The organism is Paraburkholderia antibiotica (genome assembly GCF_012927125.1).
Classification (GTDB): Bacteria; Pseudomonadota; Gammaproteobacteria; order Burkholderiales; family Burkholderiaceae; genus Paraburkholderia; species Paraburkholderia antibiotica.
The window spans coordinates 21259-40456 of the sequence record NZ_JABBFZ010000020.1; the positions used below are offsets into that span (position 1 = coordinate 21259).

General features: G+C 64.4%; 13 protein-coding genes and 1 pseudogene. 2 read left to right on the plus strand and 12 right to left on the minus strand.

The genetic code is table 11. From position 1 onward, the window contains the following. Window positions 1-17 precede the first annotated feature (17 nt). The 5 genes from HHL14_RS26005 to HHL14_RS26025 all read right to left on the minus strand — a co-directional run bounded on the left by HHL14_RS26005 (window position 18) and on the right by HHL14_RS26025 (window position 4958). A complete protein-coding gene (locus HHL14_RS26005) occupies window positions 18-1061 on the minus strand; it encodes a rod shape-determining protein (RefSeq protein ID WP_169500458.1) in 1044 nt (347 codons plus the stop codon). A gap of 116 nt (window positions 1062-1177) precedes the next feature. Further along, on the minus strand, window positions 1178-2104 hold the full coding sequence (locus tag HHL14_RS26010; RefSeq protein ID WP_169500531.1) for an IclR family transcriptional regulator: 927 nt from the start codon (window positions 2102-2104) through the stop codon (window positions 1178-1180). Window positions 2105-2219: 115 nt separating this feature from the next. Continuing rightward, complete coding sequence (locus HHL14_RS26015) at window positions 2220-2948, minus strand: SDR family NAD(P)-dependent oxidoreductase (protein WP_169500459.1); 729 nt, start codon at window positions 2946-2948, stop codon at window positions 2220-2222. Window positions 2949-2969: 21 nt separating this feature from the next. After that, window positions 2970-4271 (minus strand): MFS transporter, encoded by a 1302-nt coding sequence (locus tag HHL14_RS26020; protein WP_169500460.1) that lies wholly within the window; start codon window positions 4269-4271, stop codon window positions 2970-2972. Between the two features lie 165 nt (window positions 4272-4436). After that, window positions 4437-4958 (minus strand): 2,4'-dihydroxyacetophenone dioxygenase family protein, encoded by a 522-nt coding sequence (locus HHL14_RS26025; RefSeq protein WP_169500461.1) that lies wholly within the window; start codon window positions 4956-4958, stop codon window positions 4437-4439. Window positions 4959-5399: 441 nt separating this feature from the next. Between HHL14_RS26025 and HHL14_RS26030 the strand changes: the two genes are divergently transcribed. Then, window positions 5400-6815, plus strand: a complete 1416-nt coding sequence (locus HHL14_RS26030; protein ID WP_169500462.1) for a Do family serine endopeptidase — start codon at window positions 5400-5402, stop codon at window positions 6813-6815. A 104-nt stretch (window positions 6816-6919) separates the two neighbouring features. Here HHL14_RS26030 and HHL14_RS26035 read toward each other — a convergent pair whose 3' ends face one another. The 7 genes and pseudogenes from HHL14_RS26035 to HHL14_RS26065 all read right to left on the minus strand — a co-directional run bounded on the left by HHL14_RS26035 (window position 6920) and on the right by HHL14_RS26065 (window position 18147). Beyond that, window positions 6920-8416 carry an efflux transporter outer membrane subunit gene (locus HHL14_RS26035; RefSeq protein ID WP_169500463.1) on the minus strand — a complete coding sequence of 499 codons (1497 nt, stop codon included), beginning with the start codon at window positions 8414-8416 and terminating at the stop codon, window positions 6920-6922. Next, window positions 8409-11627, minus strand: coding sequence for a multidrug efflux RND transporter permease subunit (locus HHL14_RS26040; protein WP_169500464.1), 3219 nt, complete (start codon window positions 11625-11627; stop codon window positions 8409-8411). The genes HHL14_RS26035 and HHL14_RS26040 overlap by 8 nt, the downstream gene beginning before the upstream one ends. A gap of 11 nt (window positions 11628-11638) precedes the next feature. Beyond that, window positions 11639-12853 carry an efflux RND transporter periplasmic adaptor subunit gene (locus tag HHL14_RS26045; protein ID WP_169500465.1) on the minus strand — a complete coding sequence of 405 codons (1215 nt, stop codon included), beginning with the start codon at window positions 12851-12853 and terminating at the stop codon, window positions 11639-11641. 454 nt (window positions 12854-13307) lie between these two features. Beyond that, complete coding sequence (locus HHL14_RS26050; RefSeq protein ID WP_169500466.1) at window positions 13308-14774, minus strand: amino acid permease; 1467 nt, start codon at window positions 14772-14774, stop codon at window positions 13308-13310. A 377-nt stretch (window positions 14775-15151) separates the two neighbouring features. Further along, window positions 15152-15811: a hypothetical protein gene (locus HHL14_RS26055; RefSeq protein ID WP_230413201.1), complete on the minus strand. Its 660-nt coding sequence runs from the start codon at window positions 15809-15811 to the stop codon at window positions 15152-15154. Window positions 15812-16448: 637 nt separating this feature from the next. After that, a pseudogene (locus HHL14_RS26060) lies at window positions 16449-17438 on the minus strand (pyridoxamine 5'-phosphate oxidase family protein); the annotation flags it as partial. Between the two features lie 40 nt (window positions 17439-17478). After that, complete coding sequence (locus HHL14_RS26065) at window positions 17479-18147, minus strand: glutathione S-transferase family protein (RefSeq protein ID WP_169500469.1); 669 nt, start codon at window positions 18145-18147, stop codon at window positions 17479-17481. A 122-nt stretch (window positions 18148-18269) separates the two neighbouring features. Here HHL14_RS26065 and HHL14_RS26070 point away from each other — a divergent pair, with 122 nt between their 5' ends. Further along, on the plus strand, window positions 18270-19184 hold the full coding sequence (locus tag HHL14_RS26070) for a LysR family transcriptional regulator (protein ID WP_169500470.1): 915 nt from the start codon (window positions 18270-18272) through the stop codon (window positions 19182-19184). Window positions 19185-19198: the final 14 nt, after the last annotated feature.

Below are 19198 nucleotides of genomic sequence, written 5' to 3' on the forward strand. Positions count from 1 at the left end.
AGTCCTGCGCGCTCGCGTCAGTCGTAGGAAAACGAGCTGCCGAATTTCTCGATCCGCTCGAGCGCCATCCCCGAGCCGCGCACCACGCAGGTGAGCGGCGCCTCGGCGACGAACACCGGCAGGCCGGTTTCCTCGGCGAGCAGGCGGTCGAGGTCGCGCAGCAGCGCACCGCCGCCCGCGAGCATGATGCCGCGCTCGGCGATGTCGGCGCCGAGTTCGGGCGGCGTCTGTTCGAGTGCGATCTTCACCGCCGAGACGATCTGGTTCAGCGGATCGGTCAGCGCTTCGAGAATCTCGTTGCTCGACACCGTGAAACTGCGCGGAATCCCCTCGGACATGTTGCGGCCTTTGACTTCCATCTCCATCACTTCGGAGCCGGGAAACGCGGAGCCGATTTCCTTCTTGATCGCCTCGGCGGTCTGTTCGCCGATCAGCATCCCGTAGTTGCGGCGGATGTAGTTGACGATCGCGTCGTCGAACTTGTCGCCGCCGACGCGCACCGAGCCCTTGTAGACGATGCCGCCGAGCGAGATCACGCCGACTTCGGTCGTGCCGCCGCCGATGTCGACGACCATCGAGCCCGTCGCTTCCGATACCGGGAGCCCCGCGCCGGTCGCGGCGGCCATCGGCTCTTCGATCAGATAGACCTGCGACGCGCCGGCGCTGTGCGCGGCCTCCTTGATCGCACGACGCTCGACCTGGGTCGACCCGCACGGCACGCAGATGATGATGCGCGGCGACGGCGCGAAGAGCCGCGACTCGTGCGCCATCTGGATGAAGCGCTTGATCATCTGCTGGGTGATGTTGAAATCGGCGATCACGCCGTCTTTCATCGGGCGGATCGCCTCGATGTTGCCCGGCACCTTGCCGAGCATCTGTTTCGCCTCGCGACCGACGGCGAGGATGATCTTCTTGCCGTTCGGGCCGCCTTCCTGGCGGATCGACACGACCGACGGCTCGTCGAGCACGATGCCCTTGCCGCGCATGTAGATCAGCGTGTTCGACGTGCCGAGGTCGATCGCGAGGTCGTTGGAGAAGTAGCCGCGCAGAAAACCGAACATGCTTATTCCTGTCTTTGCGAAGTCGGGCGCGTGAGCGCCGCCGGGGATGGCTGTCGGGGTCGGCCGCCTGCTCGCGGCGGGCGGCCAGGGTGGCCGCGCGACAGCAAGAATAGCAGTTATCGCCCGCCGGCGGGCCCCAGCCGCGCCGCGATGCTGCGGCAGGCCGCGAGCAGCGGCTCGACATAGGCGGCTCGCGCATCGTCGCGGTGGCGAAACGTCGGCATGCTGATGCTGACGCAGCCGAGCGCGCGGCCGTCGGGGCCGCAAATCGCCGCACCGTAGCAGCGGATCGACACTTCGTTCTCCTCGCGATCTTCCGCGTAGCCGCGCCGCGCGGTCGCATCGATTTCGCGGCGCACCGCGTCGAGGTCGGTCAGCGTGTGCTCGGTGAAGCGTTCGAGCGGCGCGTCCCGCAGCAGCGTTTCGCGCTCGGCCGCGGTAAGCGTCGCCAGATACGCCTTGCCGACCGAGCTCGAGGTCAGCGACACGCGCGTGCCGATGCGCGAGGCCATCCGTACCGCGTGCGGGCTTTCGAGCTTCTCGATGTACACCATCTCGCCCCGGCTCGGCACCGCGAGATGGATCGTCTCCGACGTGAGATCGCGCAGCGTCATCAATGCATCGACGGCGGCGAGCCGCAGGTCCGAGCGCTCCCAGCTATGGCTCGCCAGATCGATCAGGCGCGGCCCGAGCCCGAACGTCGTGCCGCTGCCGGTCGCGACGATCAGCCCCTCGGCCTGCAGCGCGGCGACGATCCGATGCACGGTCGGGCGCGGATAGCCGCTCGCCGCGCTCAGTTTCGCGACGTTGGGCGGTTGGGGCGCATCGGCGATCAGTTGCAGGACCGCGATGAACTTCGAGAACGCGGCGGCACCCGCGACGGCTTGAGTGTCGGTGGCTTTGCGGTGGGCTTCGGGCCGGGCTGCGGGGGCGGATCCGGACCCTGCCGGGGCGGCGGTCGAGGTCGAACCGCGCGCGCCGCCGGCATCGGCAGCGATCGCATCAGCGGCACGCGAAGAGGGCTTGGAAACGGAAGTCGGCATCACACGAAAGCAGCGCAAAAGGGAAGCCATTATGCCTTTACCCGAAGCGCTGACCGGCGTGGCACGCCGGTGCGCCGCCACTTTCACGCCCGCGCTTCTTCGTTTGTTCGCTGCGTCACGCCACCAGATAGCCGCCGTCGACCGGCACGATCGCGCCCGTCATGAACGACGCGGCCGGCGTGCACAGAAACACCGCGACCTGCGCGACTTCGTCGGGCGTGCCCCAGCGGCACAGCGGCGTGCGCTCGAGGATCGCCTGCGAGCGGCCATCGTCGTCCTGCAAGGCCTGGGTGAGCGGCGTCGCGATCCAGCCGGGCGCGATCGCGTTGACGCGAATGGCGTCGGCCGCATAAGCGAGCGCGAGCGATTTGGTCAGCTGCGCGACCGCGCCCTTGCTCGCGCTGTACGCCGGCACGAGGCCGCCGCCGAAGAAGCTCAGCATCGACGCCGTGTTGACGATGCAGCCCGCCGACGCCTTCAGCAACGGCCGCGCGGCCGCGCACACGCGCATCGTGCCGTTCAGATTGATGTCCATCACGCGTTCGAACACGTCGAGCCGATGCTCTTCGACGCGACTGATCACGCCCGCGCAGTTGATCACGATGTCGAGGCGCTCGAACGCACTCACGACGGCGCCGACGTCGTCGCCGGAGCGCACGTCGAGCGTAGCGCGGCGCACCTCCGGGCTCAGCGTGTCCGGTGCGCCCTCGGGCAGCGGCAGGCCGGCGGCGACCGTGCGCGCGCCCAGTTGCGCGAGCGCGTTCGCGATCGCCGCGCCGATGCCGGAGCGGCCGCCGGTCACGAGCGCGTGTTTGCCTTCGAGTAGCTGGTGCTGGAATGTCATCGTCGTGGCCGTGCCGGGAAGTCAGGTGGGTTGGGTCTCGATCGCTTTGGGCAGCGGCGCGGGCGCCACTTCCCTGACGACGAACAGATAGACGAGCGCCGCCGCGAACGCGACGCCCGCGCTGATCAGCAGCGCGTTGACGAACGAGTGGGTCCGATCGACCACGATGCCGGTGATGAGCGGCGCGAACGAGCCGCCCAGATAGCCGCCGAAGTTCTGCATGCTGCCGAGCGACGCCACCAGATGCCGCGGCGCCGCGACGCTGACGAGCGCCCACGCGCTGCCGCTGGACAGATTGACGAACAGCATCGCGAGCGACACGTAGACGATCGCGAGCGCCGTACTCGGGGTATAGGCAGCCGGCACGGTGAATGCGGCCGCGCCGACGAGGCCGACGCACAGCGGCCATTTGCGGCTGCGGATCGGCGCCATGCCGCGCTTCAGCAGCGCATCGGCGATGAGGCCGCTGCTCAGCATGCCGATCGTGCCGAAGACATACGGAATCGCGACGAGCCAGCCGGTGTGCGCGATGCTGATATGGCGTTCGCGCTCCAGATAGCCCGGCAGCCACGTCAGATACAGCCATACCATGTAGATCACGCCCATGAAGCCGAAGATCATGCCCCACGTGTTGCGCAGTTTGAGCAGCGCGCCCCATTCCGCCCAACTGAGGCCCTGCGGATTTTCCTGGGTGATCGCGCCTTCGTTCAGATGCGCGGTTTCGTCTTCAGTCAGCGCGATTTCGTCGCGATTGCGATAGACCACGTACCACGCGATCGCTACGACGATACCGAGCACGCCCATGATGACGAACATCGTTCGCCATCCGAAGGCCAGCATCAGCACAGTGAGCAGCGGCGGCGCGATCATCGGCGCGACCGTCGACGACGAGATGAACGTGCCGATCGGCGCGCCGCGCTCACGTACCGCGAACCATTCGTTGACGACTTTCGCGCTGGCCGGAAAGAGCGGTGCTTCGGCGACGCCGAGCACGACACGCGCGGTGAGAAAATGATTGAGTGTCTGAATGAAACCGCCCGCGACCTGCGCGAGCGACCACACCAGCATGCCGAGCCCGAGCATCACGCGCGAGCCGAAGCGGTCGAGCAGGGCGCCGACCGGCAACTGCGCGAACGCGTACGACAGCGAAAACGCCGACAGCAGCAAGCCCATCTGCGAGGCCGACAGATGCAGCTCCTCGCTGACCAGATGATTCGCGATCGACAGTGTGCTGCGATCGAGATAGTTGACGATGCCCGCCACCGTCAGAAAGACGACCGCGACCACCTGGATCCGTTTCAGACGCTGCGACTTCTGAAGCATGTTTGTCTCCTGCGCAAGATGTCCTGCCGATGTAGGAATGGGGCGGCGATGCTCGGGTGTTGCGAAGTTGGCCGTTGTTGCGACGTCGCGGTTACGTCGTCGCAAGGAGATCGCCGGGCTGCCGCCGCCGCGAAGCGATCCGGAACCGCCGTGATCCGCCTGCGTTCAGCGGATGAACTGATCGACGTAGTCTTCGCCGAGGCCGACCGCCGTGTAGTGCTTGCGGCACATGTCGATCTTGGTGAACACGTCTTCGTAGCCGGTGTAGTTGCCGTACGGATCGCAATAGAACATCACGCCGTTGACCTGGAAGTAGGTGATCATTTCCTCGACGTCGTCGGGCACGTATAGCGTGTGCGTCTCTCCCGGCGGCTCGTAGACGTAGCTGCCTTCGGTCGCGATCCAGTCGTGCTCGAGATAACGCCAGCGGCCTTTCAGCACCATGCCGTGCACGCTCTGCGGATGACGATGACGGCTGAGCACGCCCGAGCGGCGCACCCGCAGCAGATTCATCCAGTAGCCCTGCGACGCATTCAGGCAGAGCGGCCGGAACGACACGTTCTCGGCTTGCGGGACCCACACGCGCTCGTCGGTGGGAATCGCGAAGGGCACGACGATTTCCTGCTGCGCCTCTTTCGGGAACGGCAACTGGTAGGGCGTCAGGTCGGAGTGGGTGGCCTCGGGCATGGGAGCGTTCCTCGCGCGGTGAGCTGAAAGATCGTGATGTCCATATTGTGGATATTTAGTCCATCCGATGGTCAATATCATTATCGGAACCGTTTCCATTGAGGTCAATCCTGGGGAAAGCACGGGGCGGATCCGATAAGGCAAGGGGGCGGCGATAGGCAACGCTAAACGTAAGATATGCTCCCGACACCCGCGAACGACCATTCCCATGTCCTTCGCCATGAACCGTTGTTTGTCCACGGCATCCGGTGCTGCCGGATGCCTATCGCCAGATTGATCCATCGCCCCGCGCAACGCATTTACCCCTTGCTGAAGCGTGGATTCTGTTTCCCGCCACAGTTCAAGCGAATCGTTGCGATCGCACACCATCTTTAAGATTTGTTTAAGTGGAGGCCTCTACATTACGCATCCACCTCGTAACCCTCCGCGACATCCCTGACTATGAGCACCCAAAAATACTGGCGTGGCAGCGCTGCCGTTTGCGTTGTACTGGCGATCGGTGGCGCGTATGCGCTGAGCCATCGCAATGCCGATGCGTCCGTGAGCGATGCGCAAGGCCCGGCGTCCTCGCTGCGCGCTGTGGCGGATATCGTCGGCTCGCGCTCGTCGGCGCCGGATTTCTCCGGCATCGTGTCGCGCTATGGCCCGGCGGTCGTGCATATCGGCGTCAAGGAAGCGGCCTCGGTCGACGAAAACGGCAATCGCAAGAGCGGCGGCGAAGCGCTCGGCTCGGGCTTCATCATCAGTCAGGACGGCTACATTCTGACCAACAATCACGTCGTCGACGGCGCGACGAGCGTCAGTGTGAAACTCACCGACGGCCGCGAATTTCACGCCCGTGTGATCGGCAAGGACAAGGCCACCGACGTCGCCGTCGTGAAGATCGACGCGACCAACCTGCCGACCGTGAAGATCGGCAATCCGGACAACAGCAAGGTCGGCGAATGGGTCGTGGCGATCGGCTCGCCATACGGCTTCGACAGCACAGTGACCTCGGGCATCATCAGCGCGAAGTCGCGTTCGATGTCCGACGACAGCCCGATCCCGTTCATCCAGACCGACGTGCCGGTCAATCCGGGGAATTCAGGTGGTCCGCTGTTCAACCTGAACGGCGAAGTGATCGGCATCAACTCGATGATCTATTCGCGCACCGGCGGCTTCCAGGGCCTGTCGTTCGCGATTCCGATCGATGCGGCGATGCACGTGAAAGACCAGCTCGTGCGTACCGGTCACGTGAGCCGCGGCCGCATCGGCGTGGGCGTGCAGCCGCTCAGCGCCGACAAGGCCAAGGCGCTCGGCCTTGCGTCGAACGGCGGCGCGCTGGTCGGTTCGATCGACCCGAACGGTCCCGCGCAAGCGGCCGGCCTGCGTCAGGGCGACGTGATCGTCGGCGTGAACGGCAAGCACATCAGTAGTACGACTGAATTGGTTGGACAGGTCGCGCAACTGGCGCCGGGCAGCGAAGCGACGATCAGCGTGTGGCGCAACGGCGGCGAACGCAAGCTGTCGGTGACGATCGGCGCGCAGCAGTCGGCCGACGTCGCCCAGGTCGCGCCGCGCGAGCAGCAACAACAGCCGCAACAGCAAAACCGTCCGCGTCTGGGCGTTGCCGTGCGACCGTTGAGCGAAGACGAGCAGCAGGAAGCGTCGCTGCCGGGCGGCGTGGTGGTGCAGCAGGCCACCGGTCCGGCCGCCGAAGCGGGCATTCAGCCGGGCGACATCATCGTCGCCGTCGACGGCAAGGTGATTCGCAGCGTCGAACAACTGCGCCGCATGATCGCGCAGGCCGACGACAGCGTGTCGGTCACCGTGGTGCGCGATGGCGAACAGGCATCGGTCGACGTCACGCTCGGCTGATGCGCTGACGGCTTGAACGCGCCGGTGCAATGCCGGTGCGTCTCGTCAATAACAGACACGGCGCGCCGCTCAGGCGCGCCGTGTTTGCATTGGCGGTACATCAATCAGTTGGACGGCGGCGCGGCCCCGTTTGCTTGCGACGTATTCAGCGCCGCGCCCGCCGGCACGCTTTGCGGCATGTCCGGCCCACCGCCCAGCGCGACGTAAAGCGACACGCCGTTTTGCAACGCGGTCGCACGAAGCTGGATCAACTGCTGCTCGGCAGCGAACAGATTGCGTCGCGCATCCACCACCTCGAGATAGATCGAGATCCCATTGTCGTAGCGTAGCTGAGCCGTCTCCGCGAGCTGCCGCTGCGCTTCCACGGCTTCTTCCTGCGCCGTGATCTGCTCCTTGTAGCGCTGCCGTCCGACCAATGCATCGGACACCTCACGAAATGCGTTCTGCACCGTGCTCTGATACGTCGCGACCAGTTCGTCGCGCCGCGCCTGCGCCTGCGAAAGCTGCGCGCGACGTTGCCCCGCATCGAAGATCGGCATGCCGACCAGCGCGCCGACCGACCACGCCTGCTTGCCGGGCACGAACAGATCGCCGAGTTCCGGCGACACATAACCGAAGCTACCCGTCAGCGCGATCCGCGGGAAAAAATCCGCGCGTGCGGCGCCGATATCGGCATTGGCCGCGCGCAGTTGCTGCTCGGCCTGCTGGATGTCGGGGCGGTGGATCAACAGTGCCGACGGCAGGCCGGGATCGAGCTCGCCGAACTGCGCGGCATCGGCAATCGACGACGCTTGCGGCAGCGCTTCCCCAGCCAGTCCGCCGATCAGCACGTCGAGCAGATGCCGTTGCTGCGCGGTGGTACGTTGCAGTTCCGCGAGCTGGGTCTGCGCCTGGGTGACGAGAATCCTCGCCTGTTCGTAATCGACCATCGACGTGACGCCCGCATCGAGCCGCAGCTTCGCGACTTCGAGCGCATAGCGGCGGCTCTCCAGCGTGCGTTGCGCGAGTTCGATGCCTTCGTCGCCGGAACGGATCGCATAGTAGTTCGACGCCACGTTGCCGATCAGCGATAGCCGGAACGCACGCTGCCCGTCGACGCTTGCCAGATAGCGGCGCCGCGCTGCCTCGCTGGTATTGCGCACGCGCCCCCAGAAATCCAGCTCGAACGACGTCACCGCCGCCTGCACGTTGTACTGGTTGAACTGCAGCGAGATATCGGAGTTGTCGAACTCGGGGTCGATCGAACCGAGCGGCGCCTTGGTACGCGTCGCGCTGCCGTTCACGTTGACCTGCGGCAGTCGCGCGGCATTCTGGATGCGATAGAACGCGTGCGCCTGTTCGATGCGCGCGACCGACGCCGCGAGATCGCGGTTGCGCGCGAGCGCCGTTTCGATCAGCAGCTTCAGTTGCGGATCGGCGAAGAAAGTCTGCCAGTCGATTTCGCTCGCGAGATGCGTGGCCGCCGGATTGCCAGAGTCCGCAGTATCGAAGCGATCGGCGATCGGCAGATTGGGCTGCTGATAGGTCGGCGCGAAATTGCATGCGGCAAGCGTGCCGCACGCGAGCGAGTACAGCAGCGGATTGAGCAGGCGCTTACGCATCGCGTCGTCCTCCGCCGGATTCGCCGGACCCAGACCCAGACCCAGACCCGGACGCGAGCGGCGGCAGATCGTCGTCGAGATCGATGCTGCGCTTCTTGCGGCTCAGCCAGCGGCGCGCGCTCACGTAGAACAGCGGCGTGAAGAAGATCCCGAACAGCGTGGCGGTCAACATGCTGCCCATCACGCCGGTGCCGACCGCGCGCCGGCTCGCGGCGCCCGCGCCGGTTGCGATCACAAGCGGCAGCATGCCGAGCACGAACGTGACGCTCGTCATCAGGATCGGGCGCAGCCGCTGTTGCGCGCCGTTTTTCGCGGCGGTCAATGCGTCCTTGCCTTCGGACTGCTCCTTGATCGCGAACTCGACGATCAGGATCGCGTTCTTCGCCGCGAGGCCGATGATCGTCACGAGACCGATGTTGAAGTACACGTCGGCGGACAGGCCACGCAGCATCGTCAACAGCACCGCGCCGATCACGCCGAACGGGATGATCAGCAGCACCGCGACCGGAATCGCCCAGCTCTCGTACAGCGCCGCGAGCAGCAGGAACACGACTACCAGCGAAAGCCCGAGCAGCATGCCGATCTGGCCGCTCGCCTGTTTCTCCTCGAACGCGGTACCGGTCCATTCGTAGGTCAGGTTGCCGGTCAGCACGTGCGATGCAATGCGCTCCATTTCGGCGATCGCCGCGCCGCTCGAACGGCCGGGCGCGGCCTGGCCCGACAGCGTCGCCGACGGGAAGCCGTTATAGCGTTCGAGCTGCTGCGGCCCGGAAATCCAGCGCACGCGCGTGAACGCCGAGAACGGCACCATCTCGCCCTGGTTATTGCGCAGGCGCAGCGAGGTCACGTCGTCGGCGCGCATCCGGTGCTCGGCATCGGCTTGCAGCAGCACCCGCAGCACGTTGCCTTCGAACACGAAGTCGTTCACGTAGTTCGAGCCGAACGTCAGCGCGAGCGCCTGATTGACCTGACCGATCTGCAGGCCGAGCGCGCGCGCCTTCACGCGATCGATCTCGACGTACAGCTGCGGCGCCTCGGGCATGCCTTCGGCACGCACGCCGGCGAGCAGGGGGCTTTGCGACGCCTCGATCATCATGCGCCGGGCAGCCTGTTGCAGCGCGTCGCCGCCGACGCCGCTGCGGTCCTGGATCTTCATCGTGAAGCCGGTCGCGTTGCCGAGCGACGGAATCGGCGGCGGGTCGAGCGCGAAAATGATCGCTTCGGGAATCTGCTGGAATGCCGCGTTCGCGCGACGCACCAGCGCGCTCGCCGAATTGGCCGCGCCGGTGCGCTCGTCCCACGGTTTCAGATCGACGAACGAGAGCGCCGCCGACTGCCCCTGACCGAAGAAGCTGAAGCCCGTCACCGACGCGATATTGCGCACCTGCGGCTGCTGCCGCAGAAACGCCTCGACCTGGTCGATCGCGTGCTGCGTGCGCTGCTCGGTCGAACCCGGCGCGCCGGTGTAAGTGACGAAAATATGCCCCTGGTCCTCGGTCGGCAGAAAGCCGGTCGGCAGCCGCATGAAAAAGAACGCGGTGATCGCGCAGGCCGCGACGAACACCAGCAGCCAGCGCAGCGGCGAGCCCAGCATCGAATCGACACCGCGGATATAGCGCACGGTGCCGCTGTCGAGTCCGCGATTGAAGCCGTCGAATACGCGCTGCAGCCAGCGCGCCGCGGCGTTTTTCGGGCGCGCGTCGGCGGCGTTTTCGCTTCTGAGCAGCGCCGCGCACATCGCGGCGCCGAGCGTCAGCGCGAGCAGCGTCGACAGCGTGATCGACACCGCGAGCGTCACCGAGAACTGCCGGTAGATGCCGCCGGTCGAGCCGGGAAAGAACGCCATCGGAATGAACACCGCGACCAGCACCAGCGTACTGGCGATCGCCGCGCCGGAAATCTGGCCGATCGCCTTGACGGTCGCGCGCGGCGCGCTGAGGCCTTCCTCACGCATGATCCGCGCGACGTTTTCGACGACCACGATCGCATCGTCGTTGAGAATGCCGATTGCGACCACCATGCCGAACAGCGACAGGATGTTGATCGACAGTCCAAACAGATAGAGCCCCGCGCAGGTGCCGATCAGCGCGATCGGCACGACGATGGTCGGCACCAGCGTCGCGCGCCAGTCCTGCAGGAACAGGAACACCACGACCGTGACCAGCAGCAGCGCCTCGACCATCGTCCGGATCACGCCATGCACCGAGGTCGTGATGAACGGCGTGGTGTCGAACGGCACGGTCCACGTAACGCCGCGCGGGAAGGTCGACTGCAATTCGGTCATGCGTTTGCGCACCGCGTTGGCGACCGCGAGCGCGTTCGCGCCGCTCGCGAGCTGGATCGCGATACCGGCCGATTGCTTGCCGTTGACGGTCAGGCGGTTGCCGTAGCTGTCGTTGCCCAGCTCGACGCGCGCGACATCGCCGACCCGCACGGTCGAACCGTCCGGATTCGCGCGCACGATGATTTCGCGGAACTGCTCGGGCGTCGAGAAGCGGCTTTGCGTGACGATCTGCGCGGTGAACTCGGAGCCGGGCGCGATCGGCTGGTCGCCGAGGCCGCCGCCGGCGGTCTGGCTGTTCTGCTCCTGGATCGCCTGCAGCACCTCGCTCGCCGACAGGCCGAAGCCCGTGAGCTTGCGCGGATCGAGCCAGATCCGCATTGCGTACGACGAGCCGAACAGCTGCACGTCGCCGACGCCGTCGATACGACGCAGCTCGTTGACGATGTTGTTCGACGCGAAGTTGCCCATCGCGACCGCGCTGGTGGTGCCGTCGGTGGCCTGCAGCGCGAGCAGCATCAGAAAGCCCGACGACGCCTTCGTCACGCGCACGCCGACCTGGCGGACTTCGAGCGGCAGGCGCGGCTCGACGCGGCTCAGACGGTCCTGCACCTGAGTGCGCGCGATGTCGAGATTGGTGCCGGGCTTCAGCACCACGGTGATCTGCATCGTGCCGTTCGAGCGGCTCGTCGACGACATGTACAGGAAATTCTCGATGCCATTCATCTCGTCTTCGATGATCGAGGTGACGGTGCGCTCGAGCGTGCGCGCGTCGGCGCCGCTGAAGGCCGCGGTGATGCTGAGCGACGGCGGGGCGACGTCGGGATACTGTTCGACCGGCAGCAACGCGAGCGCGATCGCGCCGAACAGCACCGTGAAGAGGGCGATGACCCACGCGAAAACCGGACGGGCGACGAAGAATCGATTCATCTTCGGCCCTGTCAGTGCGCGTTCGAAGCGGCCACGGCCGACCCGGCCAACGGCGCCTCAGGCGCCGGCTGGGCTTCGGGCGCGGGCCGCGCGTCGACGCGCTGGCCCGGCTGCACCTTCTGCCAGCCGTCGACGATCACGCGCTCGCCGACCTTCAGGCCATCGCGCACGGTCCAGCGGCCTTCGCCCTGTTCGCCGAGATCGATGTTGCGGCGGACCACGGTGCCGTCGTCGGCGACGAGCGCGACACTCGCCACGCCGTTGTCGAGTTGCACCGCGCGCTCGGGAATGCGGATGCCTTGCAGCGTGCCCGCCGCGATAATGCGCCCGCGCACGAACTGGCCCGGCAACAGCTTGCGGTCCGGATTCGCGAACTGCGCGCGCACCGTCTGCGTGCCGGTGGACGGCTCGACGACGAGATCGGCGAAGTCGAGAAAGCCGGGCTCGTTGTAGACCTGGCCGTTGGCGAGGATCAGTTGAACCTCGACGTGCTTCATGCTGGTTGGCTGGCGCGTGCCCGACTGGATCTGCTGTTCGAGGTCGAGCATCGCGGTGTTCGACTGCGTGAACACCGCGTTGATCGGCGTGAGCTGGTTGACCTGGGTGAGCAGCGTGGCCGCGCCGGCGCTGACGAGCGCGCCTTCTGTGACGAGCGCGCGGCCCGCGCGGCCGGCGATCGGCGTGCGCACGATGCAGCGATCGAGCCGCAGTTGTGCGAGCGACACGGCCGCTTGCGCATCGGCGACGTTGGCCTGGGCCTGCTGCATCGTCGCGAGCGCGTCGTCGTATTCCTGCGCGCTGACCGCGTGACGGCCGACGAGCGGCTTGAAGCGTTCGACCACGGACGCCGCGTTGTCGCGCACCGCGGTCGCGCGCGAGAGCGCCGCCTGAGCCTGCTGCAATTGCGCGCGATAGTCGCTCGGATCGATCTGGAACAGCGGCGCATTGGCCGGTAGATCGGTGCCTTCCTGATACAGCGTGCGCTGGACGATCCCGTCGACGCGCGCGCGAACCTCGGCGGTGCGCACGGCCTCGATACGGCCCGGCAATTCGACGACATCGTGTACGGCGGTGGGAGAAACCGTTTCGACCAGCACGGGAACCGGCGGCATCGACGCGGCAGTGGGGGCGGCCGACCGGTCGTTACAGGCGGCGAGCAGAAGCGGCAAACCGGTGATCAGAAGCGATACGGCACGACTACGCAGGCGGAATGCGGAGCAAAGCAAGAGAAACTCCTTGTTAAGGCAGTCTTTTTTTGCACGTGAGATCGATTACGGCTTGGCGGTTTACAGACGAATTAGCTATTGAAAATAGGCAGGGGCGCAAGTGTGCCCGAAAAGCTGCCCGGAAAAGATTTTCGTTGATCGTACCGTGTCTGGGTGACTTGTCAATTTATTCCTGGCCACGGCGAGGGAAATGGCCTTGTTTTGCGTCGTATAACCTTGCAGCGCGGGGGATTTCGGAGGACGCAGGTGAGACGACGGGGAGGGTGTTACGAATTTCTTTTACAGATCAAAGACCATTGGTATTGGAAAAACCTGAAAAAAGAAATGACGGATTATGGATATCCGGTATTGGCCGACCGTTGCAGATACAACCGGTCGCCGCTGCCTGACAGGAGAAAGCGGAAGAAAGAGGAAGAAAGCAGGGCGCAGCAGGCGTGCGCCCTTTCTCATCGGCTCACTTGCTCCGGTTCTCGGGATGCCGGAGCACCGAATGATGACGCCCGTACGTCAGGTAGATCGCCATGCCGATCACCAGCCATACGAGCAGCCGCATCCACGTGACGAGCGGCAGGCCGGCCATCAGCAACAGACAGAACAGGATGCCTAGCACCGGCACGACCGGTACGCCGGGCGCGCGGAACGGCCGCGTCGCGTCGGAGTCGCTGCGGCGTAGATAGATCACCGCGCCGCACACGAGGATGAACGCGAACAGCGTGCCGATGCTGACCATTTCACCGAGCACGCCGATCGGCGTCAACGCGGCGACAATGGCGACCACGGTGCCGATCAGCATCTGGCTCAGATACGGCGTATGCAGACGATCGTGCACGCGCGCGAAAAACGGCGGCAGCAGCCCGTCTTGCGACATCGTGAAGAAAATCCGGCTTTGCCCATATAACAGCACGAGTATCACGGTGGTCAATCCCGTCAGCGCGCCAATTTTGATCAGGATCGCGAACCAGTTCAGACCGATGGCGTCGACGCCCTTGGCGATCGGATCGGGAACGTTCAACTCGCCGTAGGGCACGAGTCCGGTCAACACGGCCGAGACCAGAATGTAGAGCACCGTGCAGATCACGAGCGAACCGAGAATGCCGATCGGCATGTCGCGCTGTGGCTGTCGAGCTTCCTGCGCGGCGGTGGACACCGCATCGAAGCCGATGAACGCGAAGAACACCACGGCCGAGCCACGCAGAATGCCGCTCAGACCGAAGTTGCCGAACTCTCCGGTGTTGGCCGGAATGAATGGATGCCAGTTTTCCGGCTTGATGAAAAAGAAGCCGATCGCGATGAACGCGACCACCACGGTCAGCTTGACCGCAACCATGATGTTGTTGATCCGGGCGGATTCTTTCGTGCCCATCACCAGCATCGTGGTAAGGATCGCGACGATCAGGATCGCCGGCAGATTGATCAGGCCCGTGACCGTCGAACCGTCGGCGAGCTTGACGACCGTGCCGGGCGCGGCGGTGAGGGTGGGAGGAAGGTCGATGCCAACGTTACGCAGCAGGCTCACGATATAGCCCGACCAGCCGACCGCGACGGTGGCCGCGCCCATCGCGTACTCAAGGATCAGGTCCCAGCCGATGATCCACGCGAAGATCTCGCCGAGCGTCGCATACGTATAGGTGTAGCTGCTGCCGCATACCGGCAACATCGCCGCGAGTTCCGAGTAACACAGGCCGACGAATGCGCACGCTATGCCGCCCAGCACGAAAGACAGCGTGATGCTCGGTCCCGCGAATTGCGCGGCGGCTGTACCAGTCAGCACGAAGATGCCGGCGCCGATGATCGCGCCGATGCCCATCGCGGTGATGCTGGTCGCGCCGAGCGTCTTCGACAGTTTGTGGCCTTCCTCCACATCGGCGCTGCCGACGATATCGGCGACGGTTTTCCGTGCCATGTAACCCGTATCGGCCATGATGAGTCGTCCCGTTCAAATGGTGACTGGGCACGAACCGGCTCGGCTTGCGACGGTTCGCGAAGCACGACAAACAGCGCTTTCATCGCGTACAGCAACGGCCACAGCGACAAATAACGTGTGGCGGAAGAAAGTCTGAATTCAGTGTAGGCCGGTTTAAAAGCAAAGGAAATGTTCGCCGCAGCGGGCGTCGGTGAGCGGGCAGGGGCAACGCGCGGCACGCTCGCATTGGGTCGGGCGTGCCGCGCGCGTGAGAGACGATTCGCGGACTGCGGATCGCAAGGCCTCCTATTCATTGCGGAATAGAAGGCTCTCGCGATGTGCGCCTGCGGAATCGAGCGGTAGGAGCGGGCGAATTCAGTCCTGCGCGACGGCGCTCAACGGATGCGTCCGCGCCGCAGCATTTCGCTCAGTCCGAGCGAATGGCCGGGATCGTAGTAGTGGATCAGCAAAGTGCGGCGCTGCCCGTCCTGCACGTCGAGATTCGCGTGCTGGAGTGCAAATCCATTGAACTCATAGACGCTACCGACCTGCACCGGAATGCGTCTGCAGTTGCCCACGCGCAGGTCGTGCAGCGTGTGCCAGCTGCGCCAGTTGAACGGTAGACTGCGCAGGAAACCGTGACGCAGCTTGCAGATCACGTTGGTGAGCGTCGTGACCGACAGGCGCGGCTTGCGGTACATCACGAGGTCGCCGTTGTGGACGCCGTCGGGCGCGAGTTGCAGCGGAATCAACAGCGTCAGCAGATGCGAGTCGTAATGACGGCAATGACTTTCCGCTAGCGTGGCGATGCTGGAGCACCGCAGCACGTGAAATGGCTCCGTCGGTAAATCTGTCTGACCGCCTTCGGCGACCAGCGCACGCGTATTCGCGCAGATTTTCTGCTCGAGCTCCCGGAACGCTTCGCCTCGACGCAGTATCTCGGCAATCTTCGCGCCCGATTGAGAACGCTGTGGCACGTTGCCGAACGAATGGTCGATGACCTCGTTTATTTCGGCAATTGTTTGCAGCGGAATCACGTCATGAAATGACTTCAAAGCGACGCTTTTGTCGATTCGAATCCGTTTTGCTACTGTGTGACCACGCACGTCTGTCAGGGATTGCATAGCGATGAATTCCCTTCGTATTTTGATGGACGACCCGTATGAAAATTATGCTTTACCCGTTTGGGGCAATGTACACCAGCGTACACATCGCCATGAAGCATTTGAACGCGCTTACCGAACGGTAAATTGATTTTCTCTCAATCGATTTGGCTATGTTTAGGCTCTGATTGAATTTGATTTGGGCAAGTGGATTTGTGCTTGAGTTTGGCGAAAAACAGGGGTGTCGGACGATGATCGGCTGACGAAAAATGTTGATAAATTATGTTATGTCAAATTATGAATCGCAGTAGCCAACCCCATGGCTCGTCCGCCTCACCGGTTTCAATTGCGCATACGGCGTGCCAGCTATGGCCGTTATGAAGTCCCGGTGATGCTGCCGTCGACGCGAACCAGGGACAGGCTCTTCGATAACAGCCGATCTGACCGGTTTCGTGTTGCTCAACCACACGGTTGATAATTTTTACCGAATTCCGTCCAGCTCAACTTGTGAGGAAGTACATATAACGGCGTATTACCGGTAGCCGTAGGTTCACGCGATAACGACAAAACCACCGGTAAAGCCTCATACGCTTGCCCGAGCCTTCGCCGTAAACTGCGGCGCCAATTGAGCTTCAGACCAGCGAAACGGCAGCACGCCACGACTGCGATGTATGCCGGTCACCTTGAATCGCACCAGCCGCTGTGCGCCCGCGAATGCATCGAGTTCGGTGCCATCCCAGACGATCTCCGCTCGCACGGCCAGATGCAGCAGATCCCCGCTCTCGAAGTCGATAAACAGCAGGCCGGCGCGCGAGTCGTGAAGCAGATTGCCGATCGTGTTGAAAAAGCGGTTGCCGCTGTAATCGGGGGTAGTCAGCGTAGTCGCGTCGTCGACGCGAACGAAGCCCGGCGGGCCGCCGCGGTGCGAAACGTCGACACCTCGCGCGAGCCCTGCCTCCTCGCTCAGATTTGCGCTGGCGATAAAGAACGTATCGGCGCGCGCGATTAATTCGCGGTCCGCCTGACTCAACTGCGTGACGCTTTCCGCTTGCGCGTGCGCATCGGAGCGCGGGCTCTTCGCATCCTGCTCGATAAACGACGGCGTACGGCTCTGGATGTACTTCGGACAATTGCCGAAGCTCTGCATCACGTCGATCTGCAACGTCCCACCGTCCACGGAGCGCACCACGCCGTTCACGCGATTGCGTCGCCGCGTAGCCGGCTCGATGCCCAGCGCACCGAGCATCGACCCTGCGTGCCAGTCACCGGCGAGCGGGTCGCCGGCCAATTCACCGCCGTCGATGCGTAGCGTCCGCTCATCCGGCGACGACACGAAGCCCGGCGCGCCCGCTCGCAACGTCGCCCACGGCTGGCCCTGCGCATCGACGCCGCCGAGCACGATAAACGGCTGCGTCGTGAAGAACTCGCGATGCTGTTCGGGCATGAAGCGACGAATCCCGCGACGTCCGATCGCCTCGGCCACATCGCGCACACCCGCGCGTTGCTGGGCAGCCTGCTCGCCGGCGTGAAACGGCGACGTCCCGGTGCCCCAGCCATCCAGCGGCATGAAGTCGGACATGATTGGACTCCTATGCAATGACGAAAACACAGAAACACGATCACGCAGCGAGCAATCCCGCTTTCGTCGACGGCATCGCAACGAAACGCGGCAGCGCCTCCACACGACGCAGCCACGCGCGAATGTGCGGATACGGCTCCAGCGACACCCCGCCCTCCGGCGCATGCGCGATATACGTGTGCGCGGCGATATCGGCGATCGTCACGTGCTCGCCGGCGACGAACGGTTTGTCCGCGAGTTCCTTGTCGACGACGTCGAACAGCTTCGTCGCGATCTGCTTCGCGCGCTCGTGATCGAGCGGCGCGCCGAACACCGTAACGAGCCGCGCGGTGCACGGCCCATAAGCGATCTGTCCGGCCGCAAGCGACAGCCAGCGTTGCACGGCCGCGGCGCCGAGCGGATCCTCCGGCAGCCAAGACGCGTCGCCGTAACGCTTCGCCAGATAAACGAGAATCGCGTTCGAATCGAACAGCGTCACCTCGCCGTCCTGAATCGTCGGCACCTGACCGAACGGGTTCAGCGCAAGGTACTCGGGCTTGCGGTTGTCGCCGGCCTTCATGTTCAGCTCGACGATCTCGAACGGCAGATCGAGCAGCGACAGAAACAGCTTCACGCGATGACCGTGGCCGGAAAGCAGCGTGGTATACAGCTTGATCGGTTGCGCGGGTTTAGTGGCTTGAGTGTGCTGGGTAGTTTGGGTGGCAGACATGACGGACTCCGCGTGCGGTGATGCATACGATGAAGGAATGTGACGAGGATAAAGCGTAGGCATCGCCGCGCGGAAGCCCGATAATCCGGGAAACACAGTCAAGCGAAGATGGACAATCGATCATGGCCGATGTGCGCAACGTCAACCTCAACCGTCTCGCGATCTTCGTCGCGGTAGTCGATGCGGGCTCGCTGAGCGCTGCCGCCACGCGGCTCGGACTCGCCAAAACGATGGTCAGCACGCATATGCAGCGGCTCGAAGCCGAAGTCGGCGCGAGTCTGCTCGTGCGCACCACGCGGCGGCTCGGCGTGACCGAAGCGGGCCGCGCGTTTTACGACGCGAGCGTGAAGATCCTGCATGCGGCAGAGGAAGCATTGAATGCGCTCGGCGCGGAAACGTCGGCGCTGCGCGGCACGCTGCGTGTTAGTACACCGATCGATTACGGTACGCTCGTCGTCGCGCCGGCGCTGGTCGAATTGCGCCGCACGCATCCGCAGCTCGATGTCGAGTTACTGAGCAACGACCGGTACGTCGATCTGATTGCCGAGGGTATCGACATCGCGATCCGTCTCGGGCGACTCGCGGATTCGAACTATCGCGCGGTGAAACTGGGCAGTTTCGTCAAATGGCTGGTGGCTAGTCCCGCATTCCTGCAAACGGTGGCGATGCCGTGCTCACCATCCGAGTTGACCGCACTGCCCTATTGCGCGCTATCGGTATTGCCGAAGCCGTTGACGCTCGAATTGCGCCACGTCGATGGCAAGTCCGCAAGCGTGCGCTGCGAAGCCGCGCTACTCGTCAACACCGCCGATGCGTGCCGCGCGGCAACGCTCGCGGGTGGCGGCATCGCGTTGCTCACGGACTTTTCGATCGCCGACGACATCGCCGCGGGCCGACTGATCCGGCTGCTGCCCGAATGGTCGACCGCACCGGCCAGCATCCAGGCGGTATTTCCGCCGACCAGTCATCCGCCGGCCAAGGTACGTGCGCTGATCGACACGTTGAAACGTAGGCTCGCGACTGACCGTGCGGATTAGCGTGAACGACGCGT

What these genes read in the sequence shown, in the direction of transcription:
- HHL14_RS26040 (WP_169500464.1), bottom strand. Translation starts at nt 11,627, where the DNA reads ATGAATCGATTCTTCGTCGCCCGTCCGGTTTTCGCGTGGGTCATCGCC.
- HHL14_RS26050 (WP_169500466.1), bottom strand. Translation starts at nt 14,774, where the DNA reads ATGGCCGATACGGGTTACATGGCACGGAAAACCGTCGCCGATATCGTC.
- HHL14_RS26070 (WP_169500470.1), top strand. Translation starts at nt 18,270, where the DNA reads ATGGCCGATGTGCGCAACGTCAACCTCAACCGTCTCGCGATCTTCGTC.
- HHL14_RS26015 (WP_169500459.1), bottom strand. Translation starts at nt 2,948, where the DNA reads ATGACATTCCAGCACCAGCTACTCGAAGGCAAACACGCGCTCGTGACC.
- HHL14_RS26065 (WP_169500469.1), bottom strand. Translation starts at nt 18,147, where the DNA reads ATGTCTGCCACCCAAACTACCCAGCACACTCAAGCCACTAAACCCGCG.
- HHL14_RS26035 (WP_169500463.1), bottom strand. Translation starts at nt 8,416, where the DNA reads ATGCGTAAGCGCCTGCTCAATCCGCTGCTGTACTCGCTCGCGTGCGGC.
- HHL14_RS26025 (WP_169500461.1), bottom strand. Translation starts at nt 4,958, where the DNA reads ATGCCCGAGGCCACCCACTCCGACCTGACGCCCTACCAGTTGCCGTTC.
- HHL14_RS26030 (WP_169500462.1), top strand. Translation starts at nt 5,400, where the DNA reads ATGAGCACCCAAAAATACTGGCGTGGCAGCGCTGCCGTTTGCGTTGTA.
- HHL14_RS26010 (WP_169500531.1), bottom strand. Translation starts at nt 2,104, where the DNA reads ATGCCGACTTCCGTTTCCAAGCCCTCTTCGCGTGCCGCTGATGCGATC.
- HHL14_RS26020 (WP_169500460.1), bottom strand. Translation starts at nt 4,271, where the DNA reads ATGCTTCAGAAGTCGCAGCGTCTGAAACGGATCCAGGTGGTCGCGGTC.
- HHL14_RS26005 (WP_169500458.1), bottom strand. Translation starts at nt 1,061, where the DNA reads ATGTTCGGTTTTCTGCGCGGCTACTTCTCCAACGACCTCGCGATCGAC.